Consider the following 22,196-nt stretch of genomic DNA (forward strand, 5'->3'; position numbering starts at 1 on the left):
GCCCGGGGCGCACGCGAAGGGGGGCGCGGGCGGCACGCCGCCGCGCCGCCGCGGGCCGCCCGGGGCGCACTGCCGAAGCGGACCCTCCGCCGTTATGGTTCCCGGTGTTCGGAACCATCCACTGGTCCAGGGGGGATCCACCAGATGGCACGCTTCCGCATGCCCGTCCTACCGTTCCGGCTGCTGCTCGCCTTCCTCGCGGGGACGGCACTGGTGCTCGCCGGCCCGGGCGCGGCCCACGCCTCACAGACCGTCGAGATCCCGGCAGCCGCTCCGGGCGGGATCTCGGCGTCCGTGCAGTTCTACGGGGCCGTCGTACCCCAGCCCTACGACCCGGACCCCGAGGCGTACTTCGGGGACCGCAAGTGCCTGCAGATCTACCACGACTACACGCCGACGCCGGGCTGCGGCGGCTTCCAGCTGCGCGTCACCCTGCACGACGTGCGCAGCAGCCCCGGCTTCCAGGCGGGCCTGTGGAGCTCCGACCCCAACTTCCAGGCCCACGCCGACACCGCCCGCACCTTCCGCTGCGTCCGCCCCGACGGCGGATCCGACCGCAGCCACGACGTGGTCGTCCGCACCCAGCAGACGCGCTTCTCGCCGACCTACTTCTACACCGACGCCAACTACGTCATCTCCAGCCACCGCAGCGACACCGCCGACCACGGCCCGCACTTCTACATCAACTTCCCGGCCTCGGACATCAGTTGCCCGGCCGGTACGACGGCGAGCCAGTACGGCCTGAAGGTCACCGACCTCCGGATCTCGATCAACGACACGAACGTCTTCGGCACGACGACCTGGGCCCACCCGGGCCCGTTCTACGCCTGATCCGTCCCCGCTACGGGCGCGGAGCGGTCCCGCCCGCGGACTCCCACCGGACCTCGCCGTCCTGACGGTGCGCGGTCGGGCGGAGTCCGCAGGACGCGGCGACGGCCGCCGAGGCGGAGTGGTCCGGGTGAACGTGCGCGAGGACCCGGCCGACCGGGAGCTCCCGCAGCCAGCCGGTCAGCACCCGCGCGGCCTCGGAGGCCAATCCCCGGCCCTGCCACGGGGCCCCCACCACCCAGGCCACCTCGGCGTGTTCCAGGTCCGCGGCGACGGTGGCCTGGACGGTGCCGACCAGCCGCCCGTCGGCGCGCAGCCGCAGCACCCAGTTGCACCAGACGACCGCCGGGTCCGGAGAACCGGCCGCCAGCCGTGCGTACCGGACCCTCAGCGCGTCGGCGTCCAGCGGGGAGCCGCCGGTGAACGCGTGCAGGCCGGGGTCGTCCAGTACGAGGGCCATCTCGGCGGCGTGCTCCACGCCCAGCGGAAGCACGTCGAGACGGGACGAGGCGAGGGCGACGGGCCGGACCGCGTGCGGGCGGCGGACCTTGGCGGCCGCGCCCGTACGGGGCACGCCGTCCACGGCCAGGCAGATGCCGAACACCCGGTCGTAACCGGTCCAGCCGTTGACACCGCCGCGGTTGTTGCCGATCTGCACGCGTCGGCGAGGGGCGTCCACCGCAAGGACCAGGTGCAGGTACACGGTGCCGTGGACCCGGGCCAGGACGATGTCGCCCTCCCCGATCAGGGCGGGGTCCGCCGGGGCGACCCGGACGCGCTGCCCGGACCGGACCAGCGGCACCATCGACCCGCCGGTCGGGCGGAACTCCACCGTCTCGCCCCGGCCGGTACGGTCCGCCATCGCGTCGAGCATTCCCATGGGGCGAGTCTGCCGCTCCGCGAACCCCCGGACCAACGAATAATCCCACCCCGGCTCAGTGTCCGGGTTCGACCTCCAGGAACCGACGGTGGCGGGGGCCGCGGTAGAGGAGGCAGGTCCATCCCAGCGGCTCCAGGGCCGCCGCGCACGCCGTCAGCCGTTCCTGTTCCTCCTCGGCCGCGCCGCCGCCGGGCGGGCCGAGCCAGGTCACCGCCACCCGGCCGGGCTCCGCTCCGGCGGCCACGCGGTATCCCGTCCGGGTACGCCGTCCCTGCGCGTCCACCGCCGAGGCCGTGATCCCCGAGGCCTCCAGGACCAGGGCCACCGCACGCGTCATCTGCCCTACCTCCCACGCCGCGGGAACCCCGGCGCCCGCGGGGCCGTTGACCAGTCGCCGGATCTGGAGCAGTCCCTCGTACGCCGTGCGCAGCTCGGCCGCCCGCCCGGCGCCGGGCGGCACTGCCTCGCCGTCGCCGGTCGCCGGTTCGAAGCCCTGCCCGGGTTCCGCCATCCCCGTCACCCCGCCCGTCCGAGCCCGTCTGTGCTTGTCTGAGTACGTTGTGCCCAACGGCCTGAGTATCCGCCCCGATTCCCCGCCGCGCCCCCGCTGATCGAATGGGGGCATGACGTACGAAGCCCCGCGCAGCGCGCCCCGCCCGCGCATGCAGCACGTGACCACCGCGGGTTCCGCCCTGGCCGTGGCCCTGGTCCCGCTAGTCGCCGGGGTGCTGCTGGCGAAGGGCCTCGGCGCCGACCCGATGACCCCGGTCAACGCGCTGATCACCGGTGGCGGCCAGCGGGCCGGCCTGCCCCGGGCCGAGTGGCGCCGCCGCGGCCACGCCACCATGCGCCGGCTGCGCACGGCCCGGCGCGGTACGGCCCGCCGGTGCGCTCACGTCCGCGGCCGCCGCCCGTGACCGCCCCGCGCGGGCCGCAGGGGTGTGTCAGGACGTGGCGGCGAGGGGCTCCTGGAGTTCGGTGACCCACTGGCCGGGGTCGTCCGGGCAGGCCAGGGTCAGCTCACGCGCGTACCCGGCCGAGCGCTCGCCGTTCGTGTCGATCCACCGGGCCAGGGCCTGCGCCGTCGGCAGTACGCCGTCCATCGCGCCCCGGTGCACCACGGTCGCGGCCCGCTCGACCCCGGGCAGCGTGACGACCCGCACCCCGCCCCCGAGGTCCTCGGCGCGGACCGAGGCCGCCACCGGCAGCCCGGCGCGCACCAGGACCGCCCCGGCCTCCGCGCCCGGGGCGTCCTCGTAGGAGGCGATGCCGGGGCCCGTCGGCACCACCCCGGCGGCCTCGAACAGGCGGCACAGCTCCTCGTAGAGCGGACCGATGACCGGCCCGATGTCCTGCGGTGCGAAACTCCCCGCGATCCCCGTCAACTCGGCGAGCCGGACGGGCGGGAGGCTCTTCACGACGATGTCCTCGGCAGGCATGGAACCCTCACTCTCGATGGTCCGGAGCCTCGCCTCGACCTGCCGCAGCCCGGCCGTCGCGGCGGCCATGGCGCTCTCCAGCTCGGCCTGCCGCAGCCGCAGCATGCCGCGCAGCTCCTCCGGGCCCACCCGCTCGTCGAGGATGGTCCCCACCTGGTCCAGGCTGAAGCCGAGTTCCTTGAGCGCGATGACACGGTTGAGGCGGGCGAGCTGCCCGGCCTCGTAGAAGCGGTAGCCGGTGAAGGGGTCGACACGGGCGGGGCGCAGCAGTCCGAGTGCGTCGTAGTGACGCAGCATGCGGACCGACACCCGGCCGTGCTTGGCGAAGTCTCCGATGGTGAACATGACGCCTTCCAGTGCAATGCCTGACACAGGGGGAGGGTCAAGGCTCGCACCCGGGTGCGTGCGCGCACCGGTCGGGTCAGGGTCCGTACTGCAGCAGGCACAGGTCGACGATGGACGGCGGAACGGTGCCCTCCGCGGCTGCGCACAGCTCGTCCATACGGGACGGCAGGGCCGGATGCCGGTGCGGATGGGCGGCCTTCGGCTTCGGTGAACGCACCCGCCGGGGCGGCGCCTTCAACTTCTCGGCGCGCCCGGACGCCGGCCGGGCCGCCTTGCCGGGGATCCGCGAGGGCGCGGCGGCCCGGCCGCCGGGGTCGGCGTCCGGGTCCGTGTCCCGGTCCGGGGCAGCCCCGGGATCCGGTACGGGCGCGGACCCGGGCAGCCTCCCGAGCGGCAGGGGCTGCGGCGGCGGTGCGTCGGGAACGCCGGCGGGCGGTGGTACCGGACCACGCTCGGGAACCGGAGCCTGCGGGCCGACGGAGACACAGCCGGCGCTCGCGAGGAGCGCCAGGAGGGAGAGGGGCACGGCCCGGCGTAACTGCATCCGACCACCTTGCCGTACCGGTAGGCCGGCCCGGTCCTCCATCTCACGCGTCCGGGTGACGCCGGGTCCGGCCCGGCCGCGCGGATTGCGGACCGATGGGGCAGTTCGGACAGCAGGCTTGACCCGAGTGTGCAAAGGGGACAGAGTGCGCCCGATCAAGAACCACCGCATGAGCCGCACTCGGAGACCCAAGATGTCCATATCGGTCCGCTCCTCGCTCACCCCGGCCCCGGCCGGTGGTTCTCCCGAGCCCGGCGCCCTCCGTGTCCTCGCCGCCCGCGGTGGCGTCCGGCGCGGGGTCTGACCCCTACCGTGTCCCACCACTCCGAAGAGAGCGGGATCGTCCCCGACGACCGCCTGCTCGTGCGCCCGTACGTCGTGCCCGTGCACCGGCCGGCCCCGGCGACGACCCCCGCCTGGCCGCAGAGCGGCCCCCCGCCCGTGTCCTTCCGCGTACCCGAGGCCTTCCAGGACGACGCCGGCCGGGACACCGGGCCCCGGGACGGCGCCGAGCCGACCGCGACCGGTGCGCACCGCGGGTCCGATCCGCACCGCGCGACCGGTGCGCACCGGACGTCCCGGCCGCACCGCGCGGCCCGCCGGGACGGCGGCCGCCGGCTCCCGGTCGCCGCCGTCGCCGTGCTCGCCCTCGGCCTGACGGGCGCTCTGGTGTACCTGCTGGCAGCCCCCGACGAGCCGGACCCCTCGCGCACCGAAGCCTCGCCCGGGCTCACACTGCCCGTGCCCGCGCTCCCCGCCCACGGCCCGGACGGGGCCGAGCCCTCGCCGGACCCGTCCCTCCCGGAGGCGAAGCCCACGCCCTCCGCCACGGCCTCTGCCTCGGCTTCCGCGTCAGCCGCGCCCGCGTCTCCGAAGCCCGGTCCCGCGTCGAGCGCCCCGGCCGGACAGCCTGCGCCGGGGAAGCCGACGCCCGGGACGCTGAGCATGGGGGACAGCGGCGAGGCGGTGCGCGCCCTCCAGGAGCGGCTCTACGGGCAGGGGTTCACGTACGTCTCCACGACCGGTGTCTACGACAGCCAGACCAAGCGCGGGGTCGCCCAGCTCCAGCGCGACCGGGGGATCAAGGGCGACCAGCCCGGCGTCTACGGCCCGGCCACCCAGGCGGCCTTCGGCAGCGCGGGCTGACACCCCGGCACGGCACGGCACGCCCCGGGTTCAGCGGCCGCCGGACACCCGCAGCACGGCGCCCGTCGTGTACGAGGCGTCCGCGGAGAGCAGCCAGGCGATGGCCCCGGAGATTTCCTCCGGCCGGCCGGGCCGCCCGAGCGGGATGCCCGCGGCGGCCCGTGCCGGGCGGCCGGGATCGCCCATGGCCGCGTGCATGTCCGTCTCGATGATGCCGGGCGCGACGGCGTTGACCCGGATCCCGTCCGGGCCGAGCTCCTTGGCGAGTCCCAGGGTCAGGGCGTCGGTGGCGGCCTTGGTCGCCGCGTAGTGCACGTAGTCCCCGGGGCTGCCGAGGGTGGCGGCCGCCGAGGAGACGTTCACGATGGCCCCGCCGCCGGTCTGCGCCATGTCCCGCGCGGCCCGGCGGCAGCACAGCAGGTAGCCGAGGAGGTTCACCTCGACCACGCGCCGCAGGTCCTCGGTCCGGGCGTCGGCGAGCCGGCCCAGCGGGCCGGTCACTCCGGCGTTGTTGACGAGCCCGGTCACCGCGCCGAGTTCGGCCCCGGCGACGTCGAAGAGCCGCTCGACACCGCACTCCTGCGAGGTGTCGCCGCGTACGGTCACACAGCGGGCACCGGTCGCCCGTACCCGCTCGGCAACCGCCTCGGCGGCCGAGGCGTCACGGACGTAGCCGATCGCCAGGTCGTGGCCGTCCGCGGCGAGCCGCAGGCAGGTCGCGGCGCCGATGCCCCTGCTGCCGCCCGTGACGACGGTGACGGATCGACCTGACATGGGAGCCTCCTGTGCGACGCGGTACGTGCCCATGCTGCCAGGTCGCCCCGACCGGCCCTGGGTACCCCCCTTGGCCGCCCTCCGGGCGGCCCGGCGCCACGTTGCGGACACAGCACTAGCAGACGGATAAGCGGTGGACCAGCGGAAAGGACAGCACGGAGACTGGGCGTCGCCGATGCGAGCGACCGCCGCTTCGGACCGGACGCCATTGCGGCCACGACGCCCGAGGAGCCCACCCATGTCGACTTTGCGGGTCACCGCCGAAGAACTGACCGTCCATGAGCACCCCAACGCGGACGCGCTGGAGCTGGCCCAGGTGGGCCTCTACCGCGCCGTCATCGCCAAGGGCGCGTACCGGAGCGGGGAGTTCGCCCTCTACATACCCGAACAGGCCGTACTTCCCGCCGATCTGATCGAGGAGCTGGGTCTGACCGGCCGGCTCGCCGGCGGCTCCGCCGACCGGGTCAAGGCCGTCCGGCTGCGCGGAGAGCTCTCGCAGGGCCTGGTGTGCCGGCCGCGCGCGCTGGCCGACGTGGACCTGGCGCAGGCGGCCAAGGAGGGCACGGACTTCGCGGAGCTGCTCGGCATCACCAAGTGGGCGCCGCCGATACCCACGACCATGAGCGGCGAGGTCGAGGCCGCGCCCGACCTGATGCCGTGGGTGGACATCGAGAACCTCCAGCGCTACCCGCACATCTTCGAGCCCGGCGAGCCGGTCGTCCTCACGGAGAAACTGCACGGCACCGCCTGCCTGTTCACGTACGTCGTCCAGGGCGGGCGGATCCAGGTCACCTCCAAGGGGTTCGGCTCGAAGGGGCTGGCGCTCAAGGAGGACGAGCGCAATCTGTACTGGCGGGCCGTACGGGGCCACGACGTGGCCGCCGTCGCCGCGGAACTGGCCGCCCGGCTCGGCGCCACCCGCATCGGGATCTTCGGCGAGGTCTACGGCGCGGGCGTCCAGGACCTCGCGTACGGGACCGACGTGCGCACGGCCGACGCGCCGCCCGGGTACGCCGTCTTCGACGTGTCCGCCGAGATCGACGGGCAGGTGCGCTGGCTGGACCCGGCCGCCGTGCTCGCGGACGGCGAACTGCCGCTGGTGCCGAGGCTGTACGAGGGCCCGTACGACCTCGACGTGGTGCTGGAGCGGGCGAGCGGCCGCGAAACCGTGTCCGGACGCAACCTGCACCTGCGCGAGGGGGTCGTCATCCGCCCGCGGACGGAGCGCTACAGCCCGGTGGTGGGCGGCCGCGCCATCGCGAAGGCGGTCAGCCCGGCGTACCTGACCCGCAAGGGCGGCACGGAGTACGAGTGACGGGCCCCCGGGGCGAGCCGGGGGCGGTGCGGCGAGCTGCCGGGCGCCTCGCGCGGGTGGTCGGGGCCGGGCCCCTGGGACGCCGTTTCGGGGGCTCCGCCCCGGACACCGCGCCTCGAACGCCCGCCGGACCGGATGGCGTTCCTGCGTCATGCGCAGCGCCCCGCCCGGTGCCCCGCCCGGCGTCACGCCCGGCGGGACGCCGCCCCGCCGCGGACCTCCAGCGCCGTCTGCCAGCCCGGCTGTTCCGCCGGCGGTTCCGGGACGGCGCGGCGGCCGCCCGTCGCGAAGAAGGCCGACAGCGGGAGCGTGGCCGCGCCGACCGTGACCGCGTCCGGGCCCAGGGAGCCCATGCCGATGCTGACCCGCCCGGCGGGGTGGCGCAGGGAGTACCGGGTCGCGTGTTCCCGTACGGACGCCAGGATGTGCGGGCCCAGCATCAGGCCGGCCCAGCCGCCGATCAGGATCCGCTCCGGCCGGAAGAGGTTGATCACGTCGGACAGCCCGGCGCCCAGGTACTCAGCCGTCTCCTCCAGCACTTCCACGGCCACCGGATCGCCTTCGACCGCCGCCGCCAGCAGCGCGGCGAGGGCTTCCTCCTCGTCCACGGAGTCCACCGGGCGGCCGCCCGCCGCGCCGCCGCGTTCCGCCCAGCGCGCCAGCAGGGACTCCGCCCCCGTGTAGGCCTCCAGGCAGCCCAGTGCCCCGCACCGGCAGCGCCGTCCCCGTACCGAGACCGTCAGGTGCCCCCACTCCAGCGGGGTGCCTTCCGTCGTGCCGCCGTCCGGTGAGCCGTCGGTGATCAGGCTCGCACCGACGCCCGAGCCGAAGAGGACCACGACCGCCTCGCGGGCGCCGCGTCCCGCGCCGAACCACATCTCGGCCTGTCCGAGGGTGCGGGCACCGTTGTCGATGATGTACGGGACCTCGTCCGGCAGGGCTCCGGTGGCGCGCAGCAGGGCCTCCAGCGGTACCGCGTCCCAGCCGATGGTCTGGCCGTGCACGACGGCGCCGCCCGGCGCCTGGTGGTCCACGATGCCGGGCACCCCGACGCCCACGCCCAGCAGCCGCTCCGTACCGACGCCGGCCTCGGCGAGCACGGCGGCGATCCCGGTCCTGATGTGGTCGACGATCGGGCCGACGTCGTAGCAGCCGCGCGGCAGCAACGGCATCTCCGCGCGGGCCAGTTCGGTCAGCGCAAGGTCGAACAGCTCGACGCGCACCCGGGTTTCGCCGACGTCGACGCCGATCATGTGGGCGCTGCCGGGGGTCACCCGCAGGAGCGTACGGGGCCTGCCGCCGTCCGAGTCGACGATGCCGGCCTCCTCCAGGAGGCCGTCGGCGACGAGTTCGCCGACGACGTTGCTGACGGACCCTGAGCTCAACCCCGTTGCGGGTCCCAGTTCCTGACGGCTCATCGGCCCGCCGAAGTACAACCGCTGCAATACGGCACTGCGGTTGCCGCGTCGCAGGTCCCGCACCGTTCGTCCGCTACGACCCGTGGTCATGTGGCTCCTTCCGCCCCGCCGTCGATCGCAACATACCCTTGCGCGACCCCTTGACGCGACCCTTTCGCGAGGCTTAACTCACGTCCTAATTTAAGGCCTGGATGAAAACGGTCGCAGCAGAGGTTCCGCGCAGACGACGCACGGTACTTCCCCGCCGGCCTTCCCCGAACCTGCCGAAAGGGGCCGATCCGTCATGCGCAGAACCCGAGCCGCAGCAGCCACCGCCGTCACCGCCTCCCTCCTCGCCGCCGCAACCGCCTGCGGAGGCGGATCCGCGGACAACGCGGGCGGCTCCAACACCGCCCCGAAGGAGCTCACCTACTGGGCCTCCAACCAGGGCCCCGACCTCACGGCGGACCAGGCGACCCTCGGCCCGGAGCTGAAGAAGTTCGAGGAGCAGACCGGCATCAAGGTCAAGCTCGAAGTCGTGCCCTGGTCGGACCTGCTCAACCGGATCCTCGCCGCCACCGCCTCCGGCCAGGGCCCGGACGTCCTCAACATCGGCAACACCTGGTCCTCCTCCCTCCAGGCCACCGGAGCCCTGCTGCCCTGGACCGCCGAGAACTTCGCCGCCATCGGCGGCCGGGACCGCTTCGTCGAGTCCGCCCTCGGCTCGGCGGGCGCCACGGGCAAGGACCCGGCCGCCGTCCCGCTCTACTCGATGTCCTACGCCCTCTACTACAACAAGAAGATGTTCCAGGAGGCGGGCATCGACAAGCCCCCGGCCACCTGGGACGAGATGGTCGCCACCGGCCGGAAGCTGTCCAAGGACGGCAAGTGGGGCCTCGGCGCCGAGGGCGCGAACCTCGCCAACAACATCCACCAGGCCTTCGTCCTCTCCAAGCAGCACGGCGCGGAGTTCTTCGACGCCGCCGGAAAGCCGACCTTCGACACCCCCGCCAACGTCGAGGCCGTCAAGCAGTACGTCGACCTGATGGCCAAGGACAAGATCATCGCGCCCGGCAACGCCGAGTACGACAAGAACCAGTCCCTCCAGGACTTCGCCAACGGCAGGACCGCCATGGTCCTGTGGCAGAGCGCGGCCGGCAGCTTCAAGGCCCACGGCATGAAGGAGGGCGACTGGGGCGTGGCCCCCGTCCCCGTACCCGCCGGCGGTGCCCCCGGCGCCGGGAAGAACACCAACTCCATGGTCGCCGGCATCAACCTGGCCGTCTTCAAGAACACGGACAACATCGACGGCGCCCTGAAGTTCGTGAAGTTCATGACCAGCGACGAGGAGCAGAAGACCCTCAACAAGGCGTACGGCTCCATCCCGCCGGTCAAGGCGGCCCAGACGGACCCCGCGTTCGGCAACGAGGACCTCACCGTGCTGCGCAACACCCTCTCCACCAGCGCCGCGCCGCTCCCGCAGGTCCCCGAGGAGTCGCAGTTCGAGACCACCGTCGGCACCGCCGTCAAGGAGCTCTTCGCGGACGCCGCGGCCGGCCGCCCGGTCACCACCGAGTCGGTGAGGGCGAAGCTCACCAAGGCCCAGCAGCAGATGGCGAACTGAGCCCCGGCAGATGACCTCCGCACCCACCACGCTGCCACCCGACACCGGGGCGCGGCGGCCCCGCCGCACCACGGCCCCCGCGCGCCGCCCCCGACGCCCCGGGCGCACCGGCCGGCTCCGGCGCACCGCCCTGCCGTACCTCCTCCTGCTGCCCGCCCTCCTCCTCGAACTGCTCATCCACCTCGTCCCGATGGTGATGGGCATCCTGATGAGCTTCCGGGAGCTGACCCAGTTCCACATCCGGGACTGGTCGCGCGCCCCCTGGACGGGCTTCGACAACTACGAACTCGCCGTCGACATCAACCGCCCCGTCGGCGAGGCCCTCCTCGGCTCCTTCCTCACCACCTGCCTGTTCACCCTGCTCTCCGTGGGCCTGTGCTGGCTGCTGGGCACCGCCGCCGCCGTGTTCATGCAGGAGCACTTCCGCGGCCGCGGCATCCTGCGGGCGCTCTTCCTGATCCCCTACGCCCTGCCCGTCTACGCGGCCGTCATCACCTGGGCGTTCATGTTCCAGCGGGACAACGGCCTGGTGAACCACGTCATCCACGACCAGCTGGGCCTCGGCGGAGCCGAGCACACCTTCTGGCTGCTCGGCGACAACAGCTTCTGGGCCCTGCTGACCGTCTCCGTCTGGAAGGGCTGGCCCTTCGCCTTCCTCATCGTCATGGCGGCCCTGCAGAACATCCCCAGAGATCTCTACGAGGCGGCCGCGCTGGACGGCGCCGGCATCTGGCAGCAGATCCGCCGGATCACCCTGCCCTCGGTCGGCGCGGTCAACCAGGTGCTGGTCCTCGTGCTGTTCCTGTGGACCTTCAACGACTTCAACACGCCCTTCGTGCTGTTCGGCAGATCGGCCCCCGAAGCCGCCGACCTCATCTCCATCCACATCTACCAGTCGAGCTTCGTCACCTGGAACTTCGGCACCGGATCGGCCATGTCCGTGCTCCTGCTGCTCTTCCTGCTGCTCGTCACCGCCGCATACCTGCTCGTCACCACCCGCGGACGGAGGTCCGGCGATGCCCGCTAGAGAACGCAGCCCGCTCGACCCGCCCGCCTCCTTCCGGGCGATCAGGGCCGTCTTCCTGACCCTGCTCTCCGGATTCGTGCTGCTGCCCGTCTACGTGATGGTCACCACCTCCCTCAAACCCCTCAAGGACGTCGCGGGCCAGTTCCGGTGGATCCCCACCGGGCTCACCGTCCGCCCCTACTCCGACATCTGGCACACCGTCCCGCTCGCCAAGTACTTCGCGAACTCCCTGATCGTGGCCGGCACCGCCACCGTCTGCTCCGTGGTCATCGCCGTCTTCGCGGCCTACGCCGTCAGCCGGTACCGCTTCCGCGGCAGACGGCTCTTCACCGTCACCGTGCTCTCCACCCAGATGTTCCCGGGCATCCTCTTCCTCCTGCCGCTGTTCCTGATCTTCGTGAACATCGGCAACAGCACCGGGGTCGCCCTCTACGGATCCCGCGGCGGGCTGATCCTCACCTACCTCACCTTCTCCCTCCCCTTCTCCGTCTGGATGCTCATCGGGTACTTCGACTCGGTACCCCGCGAGCTCGACGAAGCGGCCACCGTCGACGGCTGCGGCCCCCTCGGCGCCCTGTTCCGGGTCGTGATCCCGGCCGCCGTGCCCGGCATCGTCGCCGTCGCCGTGTACGCGTTCATGACCGCCTGGGGCGAGGTGCTCTTCGCCTCCGTCATGACGAACGACACCACCCGCACGCTCGCCGTCGGACTGCAGGGCTACTCCACGCAGAACGACGTCTACTGGAACCAGATCATGGCCGCCTCGCTCGTCGTCAGCATCCCCGTCGTCGCCGGATTCCTGCTGTTGCAGCGGTACTTGGTGGCAGGACTCACGGCAGGAGCCGTCAAGTGACCCTTTCCGAAAGCCTCCCCGTGACCGAGCGGGCCGCGGACCCCGCGAACATCGACCTCGCCGCGTTCCCCCACGGCTTCGCCTGGGGCACCGCGACCTCCGCCTACCAGATCGAGGGAGCCGTCGCCGAGGGCGGCCGCGCCCCCTCCATCTGGGACACCTTCACCCGCGTCCCCGGCGCCATCGACGGCGGCCACACCGGCGACACCGCCTGCGACCACTACCACCGCTGGCCCGAGGACATCGCCCTGATGCGGCAGCTCGGCACCAACGCCTACCGGCTCTCCGTCGCCTGGCCGCGCGTCCTCCCCGGCGGCGACGGCCCCGCCAACGCCAAGGGGCTCGACTTCTACGACCGGCTGACCGACGGGCTGCTCGCTGCCGGAATCGAACCCTCCGTCACCCTCTACCACTGGGACCTGCCCCAGGCCCTCCAGGACCGCGGCGGCTGGCCCGAACGCACCACCGCCGAGCACTTCGCCGCGTACGCCGCCCTGGTCGCCGAGCGCCTCGGCGACCGCGTCACCCAGTGGGCCACCCTCAACGAGCCGCTCTGCTCGGCCTGGATCGGCCACCTGGAGGGCCGGATGGCGCCCGGCTGGACCGACCTCACCGCGGCCGTCCGCGCCTCCTACCACCTCCTCCTGGGCCACGGCCTGGCCACCCAGGCCATCCGCGCCGCCGCCCCCGGGGCGCGCATCGGCATCGTCAACAACCTCTCCACCGTCGAGCCCGCCACCGGCGGCGAAGCCGACCGCGCCGCCGCCCGGCGCATGGACGGCCACGTCAACCGCTGGTGGCTCGACCCCGTCCACGGCCGCGGCTTCCCGGCCGACATGCGCGAGGTCTACGGGGTCGACCTCCCCGAACGCCCCGGCGACCTCGCCGCCATCGGCGCCCCGCTCGACTGGACAGGACTGAACTACTACTTCCCGCAGGTGGTCACCGCCGACCCGGCCGGCCCCGCCCCCTTCGCCCGCCAGATCGACCGGCCCGGAGTCCCGCGCACCGGCATGGACTGGGAGGTCGACGCCGGCGGCCTGGAAGCCCTGATCATGCGCCTGACCGAGGAGTACGGGGCCCGGCGCATCCACATCACCGAGAACGGCTCCTCGTACCCCGACACCGTCGCCCCCGACGGCAGCGTCCACGACCCGGAGCGCACCGCCTACCTGACGGCCCACCTCGCCGCCTGCGCCCGCGCCGCCCGCCGCGGCGCGCCCCTGGCCGGCTACTACGCCTGGTCGCTGCTGGACAACTTCGAATGGGCCTACGGCTACGACAAGCGCTTCGGCCTGGTCCACGTGGACTACGCCACCCAGCGCCGCACCGTGAAGTCCAGCGGCCGCCGCTACGCCGAGATCATCGCGGCCCACCGTTCCCACCGCTCCCGCTGACCCCTCCGCTCCCGCTGACCCCTCCGCCCCTCCGCCCCTCCGCCCCTTCGCCCCTCCGCCCCTTCGCCCCTCCGCCCCTTCGCCCCTCCGCGCCCGCCCCGCTTCTCGGGGCGGGCGCGGCCCGCGTGGTGGGATGGGCCGGGGGCGGATCCAGCAGCTCACGGAGAGGTCGGGTAGATGGCGCAGGAGAACACCATGCGGGCGATGGCCTACGAGACGTACGGCGGGACGGAGGTGCTCGCCGAGACCCGGCTGCCCGTGCCGAAGGTCGGCCCGGGCGAGGTCCTGGTCCGCGTGAAGTACGCGTCCGTCAACCCGGTGGACTGGAAGATCATGGCGGGCGGGCTCGACGGCCTGATGGACGTGGTCTACCCCGTCGTGCCCTGCTGGGACGTCTCCGGCACCGTGGAACGGGTCGGCATCGACACCCCGGAGTACGCCGAGGGCGACGAGGTCATGGCCTACGTCCGCAAGGACTACGTGCACGGCGGGACCTGCGCCGAGTTCGTCACCGTGCCCGTCCGCGCCCTCGCCCACAAGCCGGCCTCGCTCGGCTGGGCCGAGGCCGCCGCGCTGCCGCTCGCCGGGCTCACCGCCTACCAGGTCCTGACCCGCCTCGGTACCGGCAAGGACGACACCGTCCTGATCCACGGCGCCGCCGGCGGGGTCGGCTCCTTCGGGGTGCAGATCGCCCGCGCCCTGGGTGCCCGGGTCATCGGTACCGCCTCCCCGCGCAACCACGACCGGGTACGGGAGCTCGGCGCCGAACCCGTCGCCTACGGGGACGGCCTCGCGGGCCGGGTCCTCGCCCTCGCCCCCGAGGGCGCCACCGTCGTCGCCGACTTCGTGGGCGGGGTCCTCGCCGTCACCCGCGAAGTGCTCCACGACGACGGCCGGCACGCCTCCATCGCCGACCCCACCGTGACCGGCTCCGGCGGCGAGTGGATGTGGGTCCGCCCGGTCGGCGCCGACCTCGCGGAACTGGCCCGGCTCGCCGTCGGCGGACAGCTGACGGTGACGGTCGCCGAGACCTTCCCGCTGGCCGGACTCGCGGCGGCCTTCGAGCTGAGCCAGGCCGGACACACGGCGGGCAAGATCGTCATCGAGGTCTGAGTCCCGCGCCGAGTGCTCTCCGGGACGGGGACCGGAAGACGCGGGGCGGCCGCCGGGCCGCCCCGCGTCCCGCGGGGGCCAGAGATCGGTCAGGGATCGGTCGGAGATCGGTCAGGGATCGGCCAGGGGTCGATCACCGCCCGGTCAGAGGCGGGTCGCCGTGGATCAGGGGAAGGACACGACGGTCGAGGGAACGGTCGAGGTGCCCGAGGTGGGGGCGCCGATGCCGTTGATGACGTGCTCGTACTGGCCGTTGCCGCCGAGCGAGACCACGAGCAGGTCGTGGAACCTCACGCCCGGTTTCACCGGGGCCTGGAAGCCGTGCTCCTGGCGGATCGTCGGGTCCACGTTGTAGTAGCAGTAGCTGCCCAGTCCCCAGCCCTCGTGGGTGTTCACCGAGTCCGCCACCTTGTAGGCCGCGTAGCCCTTGACGGAACCGTTCTGGATCGCGGCCTGGTTGGGAGCGTCGTAGGCCTTCTCGTTCTGGAAGAAGATCGTGCGGCCCCGTTCGCCGTTCCACTCCACGTCGTACTTGTTGAAGTGCTCGACGAACAGTCCGGTCGCCAGGACGTCGTCGCCGTTCACCCGGAACCCGTAGTCGGAGCGGTTGGTCTCCCAGCCCACCCCGTCGCCGTGGTCGGCCCGCCAGATCCAGGTGTGGTCGACGATCGTGTCGTGGCTGTTGACCACCATGCCGAGGGTGGCCTTGCCCGCGCCCGCGCCGCCGACCCGGATGAACACGTCCTGGACGGTGGTCGGGTTCGCCGCGTGGTCCGTCGTGGCGCCGGCCGGTCCGACCTCCAGCAGGGTGGGCGAGTTGACGGTGCCCGCGTCGATCAGGAAACCGGCGAGCTTCACCCCGTCCACATCTGCGACCTTCATCGCGGTCACCCCGTTGTCCGGGACGATCGTGGCGAGGCCGAGGCCCAGCACGATCGTGTCGGGGCGGTTGACCTGGATGGTCTGGTTCACGTGGTAGACGCCGGGGGTGAACAGCAGGTGCAGGCCCTGGGCCAGTGCCGCGTTGATCGTCGCCGCGCTCGCGCCCGGCTTGACCACGTAGAACCGGGTGAGCGGGACCGAGCTGCCCTGAGGCGCCCCGTTGCCCCAGGAGGTGCCGCGGGCGTCGGTGCGCTTCGCCGGGACGAAGACCTTGTAGTCGGCGCCGTCGTGGTAGAGGAAGGGCTTCTCCCGCGATACGGGGGTGGTGTCCAGGGTGGTGTAGGGCGGGTTCGGGTACGACTGCGCCGGCGCGCCCTGGGTCCCGGAGAACACCTGGTTCCACACCGCGTTGGACCAGCCGCCGATCGAGCTGTCGCGGGTGTACCACTGCTGCTGCGAGTAGTTGCCGACCTGGCCGTCGATCCTGGAGTCGGCGATGTAGCCTCCCGAGGCCCAGCCGAAGCCGTTGGGCGCCAGGTTCAGGCCGCCCTTGACGTGCATCCGGCGGAACGGCGCGGCCTGGGAGACCGCCCAGCGGTTGGTGCCGCTGACCGGGTTGAGCGCCAGGTTCTCGGCCGAACGCCAGAAGTTCTGGGTGGCGTTGCCGCCGAACCAGCCGGCGTCGACGGTCACGTCACCGTTGATGGTGGTGTCGTCGGGGTTCAGGCCCAGCCCGGAGACCGAGGTGTAGAAGCCGATCTGCGCGTTGAGGCCGTTGTACGTACCGGGCTTGAAGAGGAACTGGTAGCGGCCGGAGCCGAACTGGGCGGACTCCTGCCGGGCGAAGACCTCGTCCAGCTTGCCCTGGATGTCCGGTGTCGAGGGGTCGAAGACGATCACGTTCGGGCCGAGGTCGCCGCCGCCGGGGATCGTCGGGCCGGTGCCGCTGGTGCCGTACACCTGGAACTCCCAGAGCGAGTAGCCGTAGGGGGTGGCCCGCTGGGTGCCGTACAGGCGGACGTAGCGGGCGGTGCCGGTGATCTCGTGGGTCTGGATCCCGCCGGCGCCGGTGGCCGTCGAGTAGGCGGTGGACCAGGTGGAGCCGTCGGCCGACAGCTCGATCCGGTACGCCTTCGCGTACGCGGCCTCCCAGCGCAGCACGACCTGGCTCAGCTGGGCGGGGGAGCCGAGGTCGACCTGTATCCACTGGGGGTCGGCGAACTGGCTCGACCAGCGGGTGCCGTTGTCGCCGTCGACGGCCGCGCCGGCCGGCGTCCCGGCGCCCTCCAGGCTGGAGGCGGTGACGGACCTGCCCTGGGAGAGCAGCACGGGAGCCGCTTGGGCGGCGGTGCCCGGCAGGAGTACGAGGAGGGCCGCCACCAGCGCGGTGGCGAGCGCCGCGACGGCGAGCCGCGGCGGGCGATCGGAGAGGAGGGGCATGCGGGGTGCTCCTGACGTCGTGGATCCGGGGGGACCGAAGCGTGAGTGAACTGCCCGCCACCATGGCCGTCAAGGGTTTGCGCGTTCATGAACTGAAGGCCTGACGGCATGTCAATGACCCGTCAGGGCTGTGAACTCAGGGTTTCTTCAATCCTTGTGAAAAGTGTTGACGAAAAAAATCCGCGAAGCTCTACTGAGGCTCCTGGCCGCTCCGTCCCGCCGCGCCCGCTGGGCGGGACGGAGCTCAGGCCGGGTTCGGGAAGTGTTCCCGCCCCAGGCCCGCAAGGGGCCGTGCGTTCGTTACTCGTCGTCAGAACGGCGCCCGGAGGCCAGCGCCGCGATCAGTACAGGTCCGGTACGTCCGCACCCGCGACCCAGGCCACCTCGACCCCCGGCAGACCGGAGGACCAGGGCGCGACCAGGCCGGACAGCCGAGCCGCGTCCGGCGGCGTCGCGCCGAGGCCGATCGCGTAACGGGACAGCGCGGGGCCCGCCTCGAACGGACGCGGCCAGGCGTGGGCGTCGGCGGCGCCCGCCTCCGCCAGAGCCCCGAGCAGCGCCCGAAGCCGCCCGCGCACCCGGCCCAGGACCTCCTCGAACTCCCGCTCCGTGCCCGCCCGTACGGTCACCACCGCCCAGCCGGCGTGCCGCCGGTGCAGCGGCGGCGCCGCCAGGACCTCGCCGAAGGCGCCGGGATCCGCCTCCAGCAGCTCCCAGGCCCGGTACAGCTCCCGCACCAGCAGGTCGCGCAGGCCGGGACCCACCTGGACCGTGCAGCTGCGCACCGGCTCCGTGGGGGTCAGCACGGTCACCGGGTCCGGCCCGGGTGCGCCGGCTCCCGCCTCCCCGGAGCCCTCCGGCGCCCCGGGGTACAGGGAGACCGGGTCGCGCCAGTCCCACGCCGCCCACGTGCCGAAGAACTCCCGCAGCAGGGCCCCGGGTTCCATCGGTCCCGCCGCGCGTACGGTCCGCGCCGCGAGCACCGCCCAGGCCAGGCCCGGCAGCCCGCCGAAGGGAGCCGAGTCCAGCCCCCGGGCGCGCGCCCACGCCTTCACCTCCCGCGCCAGCCGGGACCACGCGTCGAACTGCCCGCGCACGGAGCCCCGTACGGCGTCGGCGTCGCTCACCGCGCTCAGGGCGACGGCCGCCGCCTCGCCCAGCTCCGACCGCCGGGCCACCGCCCCCGCGGGGTCCGGCCTGCCGGCCGCGACCACCACCAGGTCCACGTCCAGCGAGCCGACGTGCAGCCGCAGCCCCGGCACCCGCGCGCCCGTCACCTCCCGCATCCGCTCGGCCTCGCCGAGCGTCGCCGCCACGCGCTCCCGCACGCCGGTGAGCCCGGACGGACCCGGCAGCACGGCCACCAGGTCCAGGTCCGCCCCCGGCAGGGCGCAGCCCATCCGCCGCGAACCCGCCACGTGCACGACCCCGTCCGGCAGCGCCGCCGCGACCCGGGCCGCGACCCGCGCCGCGGCCGACCCGCCGGCGTCGCCGTCGGCGTGCTCGTGGTCCGCGGCCCGGTCCCGGTCCGCGGGCTCCGGTATCCAGCGCACCTCGCCCGTCCCCAGGGCCACCGTGGCCCGGATCCGCATCGGGCCGTCCCCGCGCCGCGAGAGCACCGCCAGCTCCCCGACCTGCGCGGAGCGGCCCCCGCCGAGCCTCGCCGCGAAAGCGGCGGCCGCCCGCTGCGGGTCCTGGCTGCGCCCCAGCGTCAGGTGCGGGGTGTACGCATCCGCCCGGCCCCGGCAGCCCGGGAACCGCTCCACCAGCGCCGCCCGGAGCTCCTGCCACGGCGCGTCGCCCGACGATGCCGGGTCCGTCCAGAGCGTGGCGTCCTCCCGCTGCCCGAAGCTGTGCACCCCCTCCAGCCGGGCGGTGAACGGCGAGGTACCGGCGGCCACTTCGGCCAGCAGCGGCAACGCCTCGTCGAAGGAGGACTCCGGTACGAAGCCGAAGAGCAGGCTGACGTGCGCGGGCCGGCGCCCGGCCTGCGGATCGTGCTCCCCGCGCAGCTCCTCGACCACCGGGTCGTGCGGCGGGAGCCAGGCCACCGCCGTCCGCGCGGTCGCCGGCAGGTCGAGTCGCGCGGGTCCGTCGCCGCGCGCCCCGAACTCCACCGTCGCCTCCATCCCGAAGTGGTCGGAGACGAACAGCCCCTCCGGGCCGGGGGAGTCGCCGCGCAGCGCCGCCCGGGTCACCCGCGCCCCCGCCCCCCGCAGCAGGATCCGGTCCAGCCGCGCCGAACGCCCCGACAGGGAGGCGACCGCGGCCAGCGGATTGGCCGCCGGATCGAAGGTGGGCGTCGCATCGGCGGGCCCGTGCACCTCGCTCCAGGCGTCGCGCAGCCCCAGCACGGCCGCGGGTCCGGCGTCCCCGGTCCGGCCGTCGTTGAAGTCGCCCAGCAGCGCCACACCGGCTTCGACACCGCCCAGCCCCTCGGCGATCAGGGCCAGTTCGGCGGCCCTGCGGCCCTCCCCGTTCTGCGAGTGGTCGCTGGTCAGGTGGGTGGCGGCGACGACCAGCGCCCCGGCCGCGGTGTCCACCGTCACGGCGGCCACCGCTTTGTGCCGGCCGAGTACGAGCAGCCCGGCCTCCCGCACCGGCAGCCGGCTCAGCACCAGCAGCCCGTACTCGGAGACGTCCCGGCCGGCCGGGTCCGCGGCCGCCGTGTACCCGGACCGGACCCACGGCTCGGCCAGCAGCATGCCCAGCAGCTCGGGCTCGACCTCCTGGAGGGCGATGATGTCGGCGTCGGCGGCCGCCAGTTCGGTCAGCAGCATCGGCCTGCGCCGGGCGGTGGCGATGCGCGGGGCGTCGTAGCGGTCCCAGAGCGTGTTCCAGGTCAGCAGCCGCATCCGGTCCGGGGCCGTGGGCCCGGCCGCCGCGGGCGCCGGCGCGGCTTCGGCGGGCCGCCAGGAGCCGCCGCCCGCCGGGTCCCAGACGTGCGGGGTCCGCGCCGTGAAGAAGGGCGAGCGCAGCAGGCGCGGATCGCGTACCCGTCCGGCCCCGCCGGCCCCCACCCGGTCGACGCCCGTCGCCCGGTCCCACACCAGCTCCCCGTCCGCCTCGACGAACAGGACCCGGTGCCAGGGGATGTCCCCTCCGGGCACGAAGGACGGCAGCGGGACCCGCTTGGGCGCGGCCCCGCGCTGGAGCAGCCCGAGCACGAACCGGGCCGGGTCGAACCGGGGGTCCCAGCGCACCTGGTGGTAGATCTCCTCGCTGGTGCGCATCAGTACTCCCCGTAGGTCTCGGCCAGGCTGCCCGCGGTGTCCTCCACGGCCCCGCCCGCGCCGACGTACCACGTACGGTGCGCCTGGCCCGGGTAGGGCGGGCTGAACCGGCGCAGCTGCGCGGCCAGTACGTCCGGCGGCACCGGATGGGCCCGTACGGCGTTGCGGCGCAGCAGCTCCGCCTCGTCGGTCAGCACCACGGCGTGGGTGACCAGCGCGTCGCGGCGCCGTGCGACCGAACCGGCCAGGCCGCGCTGCTGGTCGGTGAGCGAGGTGGCGTCCCACACCACCGTGCCACCGCGGGCCAGGGCGGCGTCCAGCCGGTCCAGGCCCTCCCGCAGCACCTCCGCGTTGGCCTTCTGATCGGCGCGGGAACCCCGGGCGGTGCGCAGGTCGTCAAGGCTGATGCAGGTGTCCACACCGGGCAGTGAGCGGCCGAAGGTGCTCTTGCCGCTCCCCGAGGGCCCGCACAGCTGGACCAGCCGGGGGAAGTCCCCCTCGCGCCACCGCCAGGTGGCCGCCACCGCCTCCTCGGCGGTGCTGATCCTGCCCTGCGCGAAGGCGCTGCGGGCCTCGGCCCAGCAGCGGTCGGCGGCTTCCGGGCCGAGCCCCGCGAGGGCCTCGCGCAGCCCGGCGCGCAGGAAGCCCAGCGGGTCCGGCCCGAGCAGCCCCGCCTCCTCGGCGCACAGCGCGGACCACTCCACGCACTCCCGCGCCGCCGCGCCGTCGGCGTCCCCGCCGGGGGCCAGCGCCCCGGCGAGGGCGTGCAGCAGCCCGAGATCCGCGGCGGCGGCCATCCGGACCAGCCCGGTCCGCCGCTCGGCGTCCGGGAACGGCCGCTGGAGCAGCCCGTACAGCCCGACCAGGTCGGCCACCCGCCGCGCGAGCCCGGTCCCCACCAGCCCCGCCGCCGGTCCCGTCGCCGGCCGCGCCGCGATCCGGGCGCGCGGCGTACGGTGCAGCAGCGCGGCCAGTACGCCGGCCAGCCGGGCCTCCCCGGTCCGCCCCGACGCGTCGATCCGGGCGGCGGTCTCGGCCACCTCGGCCGCGACGTCCCCGGCGGCCCGCGCGCCGGCCGCCCCGGCTGCCCGGGCCGGGTCCGCGCCCGCCGGGTCCGCGGCGGCCTCGTCCGCGGCGGGCGCACCCACGGCCGCGGACAGCGCCGCCACATCGGGCTCGGCCCCCGACCGGACCGCCCACAACGGAGCGGCCGGCCCCAGCCCGTTCGGCACCACCAGCGCGAACATCCAGTGCGTACTGGTGCGCACATGACCCGTGCGCACCCACTTCGCCACGCACCGCCCGAAGTCCGCACGCGCGAAGCCCGCCACCGTCCGTACGACGTACCCCTCCTGGCGCGAGGTGTCGAGCTTCAGCCTGCGCAGCGCCCGCTCGTCGAAGACGCCGCGCCACAGCACGGGCGGGGTGGGTATCCCCAGCCCCCGCAGGAACCGCACGCCGTGGTCCCAGTCCAGGCAGTGCTCCCCGTCCCACACCGAGAACCCGTAGAACCAGCTGTCCAGTTCCTCGTAGGCCAGCGAGTGCCGGGCGTACATGTTCTCCCCGCACACCCGCCGCCCCTCCGGGATCCCGGAGGCGATCCGCCCCTGGAGCCCCTTGACCCAGGCCCGCGAGGGATGGTGCGCAGAGTCCAGGGAGCGCGCGTGCAGTCCGTCCCGGTAGAGGGTGGTGTTCTCCCCGTCGAGCTTCTCGGTCACCACGACCTCGCGCCCGGCCAGCCCCGCGAACCCCTCGGCCCGCACGTCGTCCGCGGTCGCCCCCGGGGACCAGGGCAGGTGGGGCGTACGGGGATAGTGCGTGCGCATGGGTCCGCTCCTGGTCGACGACGGGGGTGTGCCGTCACTCTAGGTATGCGGTACGGGCCGATCCACCCATTAATCCCCGGTAATCCCCGGATTCGGCCTTGTGGCGGGGCTCAGCCGGACCCCGCCGGCGCCG

The 22,196-nt window shown here is 74.0% G+C and carries 19 protein-coding genes; 10 read left to right on the forward strand and 9 right to left on the reverse strand.

The annotated features are described in order from the left end of the window. The first annotated feature begins 159 nt into the window (after positions 1 to 159). Positions 160 to 831, forward strand: a complete 672-nt coding sequence (locus AB0D94_RS16735; protein ID WP_362051891.1) for a hypothetical protein — start codon at positions 160 to 162, stop codon at positions 829 to 831. 10 nt (positions 832 to 841) lie between these two features. Here AB0D94_RS16735 and AB0D94_RS16740 read toward each other — a convergent pair whose 3' ends face one another. Then, on the reverse strand, positions 842 to 1,402 hold the full coding sequence (locus tag AB0D94_RS16740) for a GNAT family N-acetyltransferase (RefSeq protein ID WP_362052104.1): 561 nt from the start codon (positions 1,400 to 1,402) through the stop codon (positions 842 to 844). A 361-nt stretch (positions 1,403 to 1,763) separates the two neighbouring features. Continuing rightward, the gene (locus tag AB0D94_RS16745; protein WP_362051893.1) at positions 1,764 to 2,219 is read right to left on the reverse strand and encodes a hypothetical protein; all 456 of its coding nucleotides are present in this window, start codon (positions 2,217 to 2,219) and stop codon (positions 1,764 to 1,766) included. A gap of 112 nt (positions 2,220 to 2,331) precedes the next feature. Between AB0D94_RS16745 and AB0D94_RS16750 the strand changes: the two genes are divergently transcribed. After that, complete coding sequence (locus AB0D94_RS16750) at positions 2,332 to 2,625, forward strand: hypothetical protein (RefSeq protein ID WP_362051895.1); 294 nt, start codon at positions 2,332 to 2,334, stop codon at positions 2,623 to 2,625. Positions 2,626 to 2,652: 27 nt separating this feature from the next. Here AB0D94_RS16750 and AB0D94_RS16755 read toward each other — a convergent pair whose 3' ends face one another. Together AB0D94_RS16755 and AB0D94_RS16760 are read right to left on the reverse strand one after the other, a co-directional pair. Further along, a complete protein-coding gene (locus AB0D94_RS16755) occupies positions 2,653 to 3,492 on the reverse strand; it encodes a MerR family transcriptional regulator (protein WP_362052106.1) in 840 nt (279 codons plus the stop codon). A 76-nt stretch (positions 3,493 to 3,568) separates the two neighbouring features. Then, positions 3,569 to 4,036 carry a hypothetical protein gene (locus tag AB0D94_RS16760; protein WP_362051897.1) on the reverse strand — a complete coding sequence of 156 codons (468 nt, stop codon included), beginning with the start codon at positions 4,034 to 4,036 and terminating at the stop codon, positions 3,569 to 3,571. A gap of 169 nt (positions 4,037 to 4,205) precedes the next feature. Here AB0D94_RS16760 and AB0D94_RS16765 point away from each other — a divergent pair, with 169 nt between their 5' ends. Both AB0D94_RS16765 and AB0D94_RS16770 read left to right on the forward strand, forming a co-directional pair. Then, a complete protein-coding gene (locus tag AB0D94_RS16765; protein ID WP_362051899.1) occupies positions 4,206 to 4,340 on the forward strand; it encodes a hypothetical protein in 135 nt (44 codons plus the stop codon). Between the two features lie 8 nt (positions 4,341 to 4,348). Next, on the forward strand, positions 4,349 to 5,182 hold the full coding sequence (locus tag AB0D94_RS16770; RefSeq protein ID WP_362051901.1) for a peptidoglycan-binding protein: 834 nt from the start codon (positions 4,349 to 4,351) through the stop codon (positions 5,180 to 5,182). 30 nt (positions 5,183 to 5,212) lie between these two features. Here the strand turns inward: AB0D94_RS16770 and AB0D94_RS16775 are convergent, their stop codons facing one another. Further along, complete coding sequence (locus tag AB0D94_RS16775) at positions 5,213 to 5,956, reverse strand: SDR family oxidoreductase (RefSeq protein WP_362051903.1); 744 nt, start codon at positions 5,954 to 5,956, stop codon at positions 5,213 to 5,215. Between the two features lie 238 nt (positions 5,957 to 6,194). On the opposite strand from AB0D94_RS16775, the gene AB0D94_RS16780 reads away from it, so the two are divergent. Next, positions 6,195 to 7,271 carry an RNA ligase (ATP) gene (locus AB0D94_RS16780; protein WP_362051905.1) on the forward strand — a complete coding sequence of 359 codons (1,077 nt, stop codon included), beginning with the start codon at positions 6,195 to 6,197 and terminating at the stop codon, positions 7,269 to 7,271. Positions 7,272 to 7,456: 185 nt separating this feature from the next. Here AB0D94_RS16780 and AB0D94_RS16785 read toward each other — a convergent pair whose 3' ends face one another. Further along, positions 7,457 to 8,779 (reverse strand): ROK family transcriptional regulator, encoded by a 1,323-nt coding sequence (locus tag AB0D94_RS16785; RefSeq protein WP_362051907.1) that lies wholly within the window; start codon positions 8,777 to 8,779, stop codon positions 7,457 to 7,459. A 193-nt stretch (positions 8,780 to 8,972) separates the two neighbouring features. On the opposite strand from AB0D94_RS16785, the gene AB0D94_RS16790 reads away from it, so the two are divergent. From AB0D94_RS16790 to AB0D94_RS16810, 5 genes are all read left to right on the forward strand, one after another. Beyond that, positions 8,973 to 10,292, forward strand: coding sequence for a sugar ABC transporter substrate-binding protein (locus AB0D94_RS16790; RefSeq protein ID WP_362051909.1), 1,320 nt, complete (start codon positions 8,973 to 8,975; stop codon positions 10,290 to 10,292). A 10-nt stretch (positions 10,293 to 10,302) separates the two neighbouring features. Beyond that, positions 10,303 to 11,319 carry a sugar ABC transporter permease gene (locus AB0D94_RS16795; RefSeq protein ID WP_362051911.1) on the forward strand — a complete coding sequence of 339 codons (1,017 nt, stop codon included), beginning with the start codon at positions 10,303 to 10,305 and terminating at the stop codon, positions 11,317 to 11,319. Continuing rightward, positions 11,309 to 12,172 (forward strand): carbohydrate ABC transporter permease, encoded by an 864-nt coding sequence (locus tag AB0D94_RS16800; protein WP_362051913.1) that lies wholly within the window; start codon positions 11,309 to 11,311, stop codon positions 12,170 to 12,172. The genes AB0D94_RS16795 and AB0D94_RS16800 overlap by 11 nt, the downstream gene beginning before the upstream one ends. Continuing rightward, positions 12,169 to 13,569, forward strand: a complete 1,401-nt coding sequence (locus tag AB0D94_RS16805) for a GH1 family beta-glucosidase (RefSeq protein WP_362051915.1) — start codon at positions 12,169 to 12,171, stop codon at positions 13,567 to 13,569. The genes AB0D94_RS16800 and AB0D94_RS16805 overlap by 4 nt, the downstream gene beginning before the upstream one ends. Positions 13,570 to 13,764: 195 nt before the next feature. Beyond that, positions 13,765 to 14,682: an NADP-dependent oxidoreductase gene (locus AB0D94_RS16810; protein WP_362052108.1), complete on the forward strand. Its 918-nt coding sequence runs from the start codon at positions 13,765 to 13,767 to the stop codon at positions 14,680 to 14,682. A gap of 165 nt (positions 14,683 to 14,847) precedes the next feature. Here the strand turns inward: AB0D94_RS16810 and AB0D94_RS16815 are convergent, their stop codons facing one another. From AB0D94_RS16815 to AB0D94_RS16825, 3 genes are all read right to left on the reverse strand, one after another. Next, positions 14,848 to 17,004 (reverse strand): discoidin domain-containing protein, encoded by a 2,157-nt coding sequence (locus AB0D94_RS16815; RefSeq protein ID WP_362051917.1) that lies wholly within the window; start codon positions 17,002 to 17,004, stop codon positions 14,848 to 14,850. Positions 17,005 to 17,345: 341 nt separating this feature from the next. Continuing rightward, entirely contained in the window at positions 17,346 to 20,237 is a 2,892-nt protein-coding gene (locus AB0D94_RS16820) for a poly(A) polymerase (protein ID WP_362051919.1), read from the reverse strand. Further along, entirely contained in the window at positions 20,237 to 22,063 is a 1,827-nt protein-coding gene (locus AB0D94_RS16825; RefSeq protein ID WP_362051921.1) for an RNA ligase family protein, read from the reverse strand. The genes AB0D94_RS16820 and AB0D94_RS16825 overlap by 1 nt, the downstream gene beginning before the upstream one ends. Positions 22,064 to 22,196: the final 133 nt, after the last annotated feature.

Origin of the sequence: Streptomyces sp. NPDC048255 (assembly GCF_040652415.1) — a bacterium.
Lineage (GTDB): Bacteria > Actinomycetota > Actinomycetes > Streptomycetales > Streptomycetaceae > Streptomyces.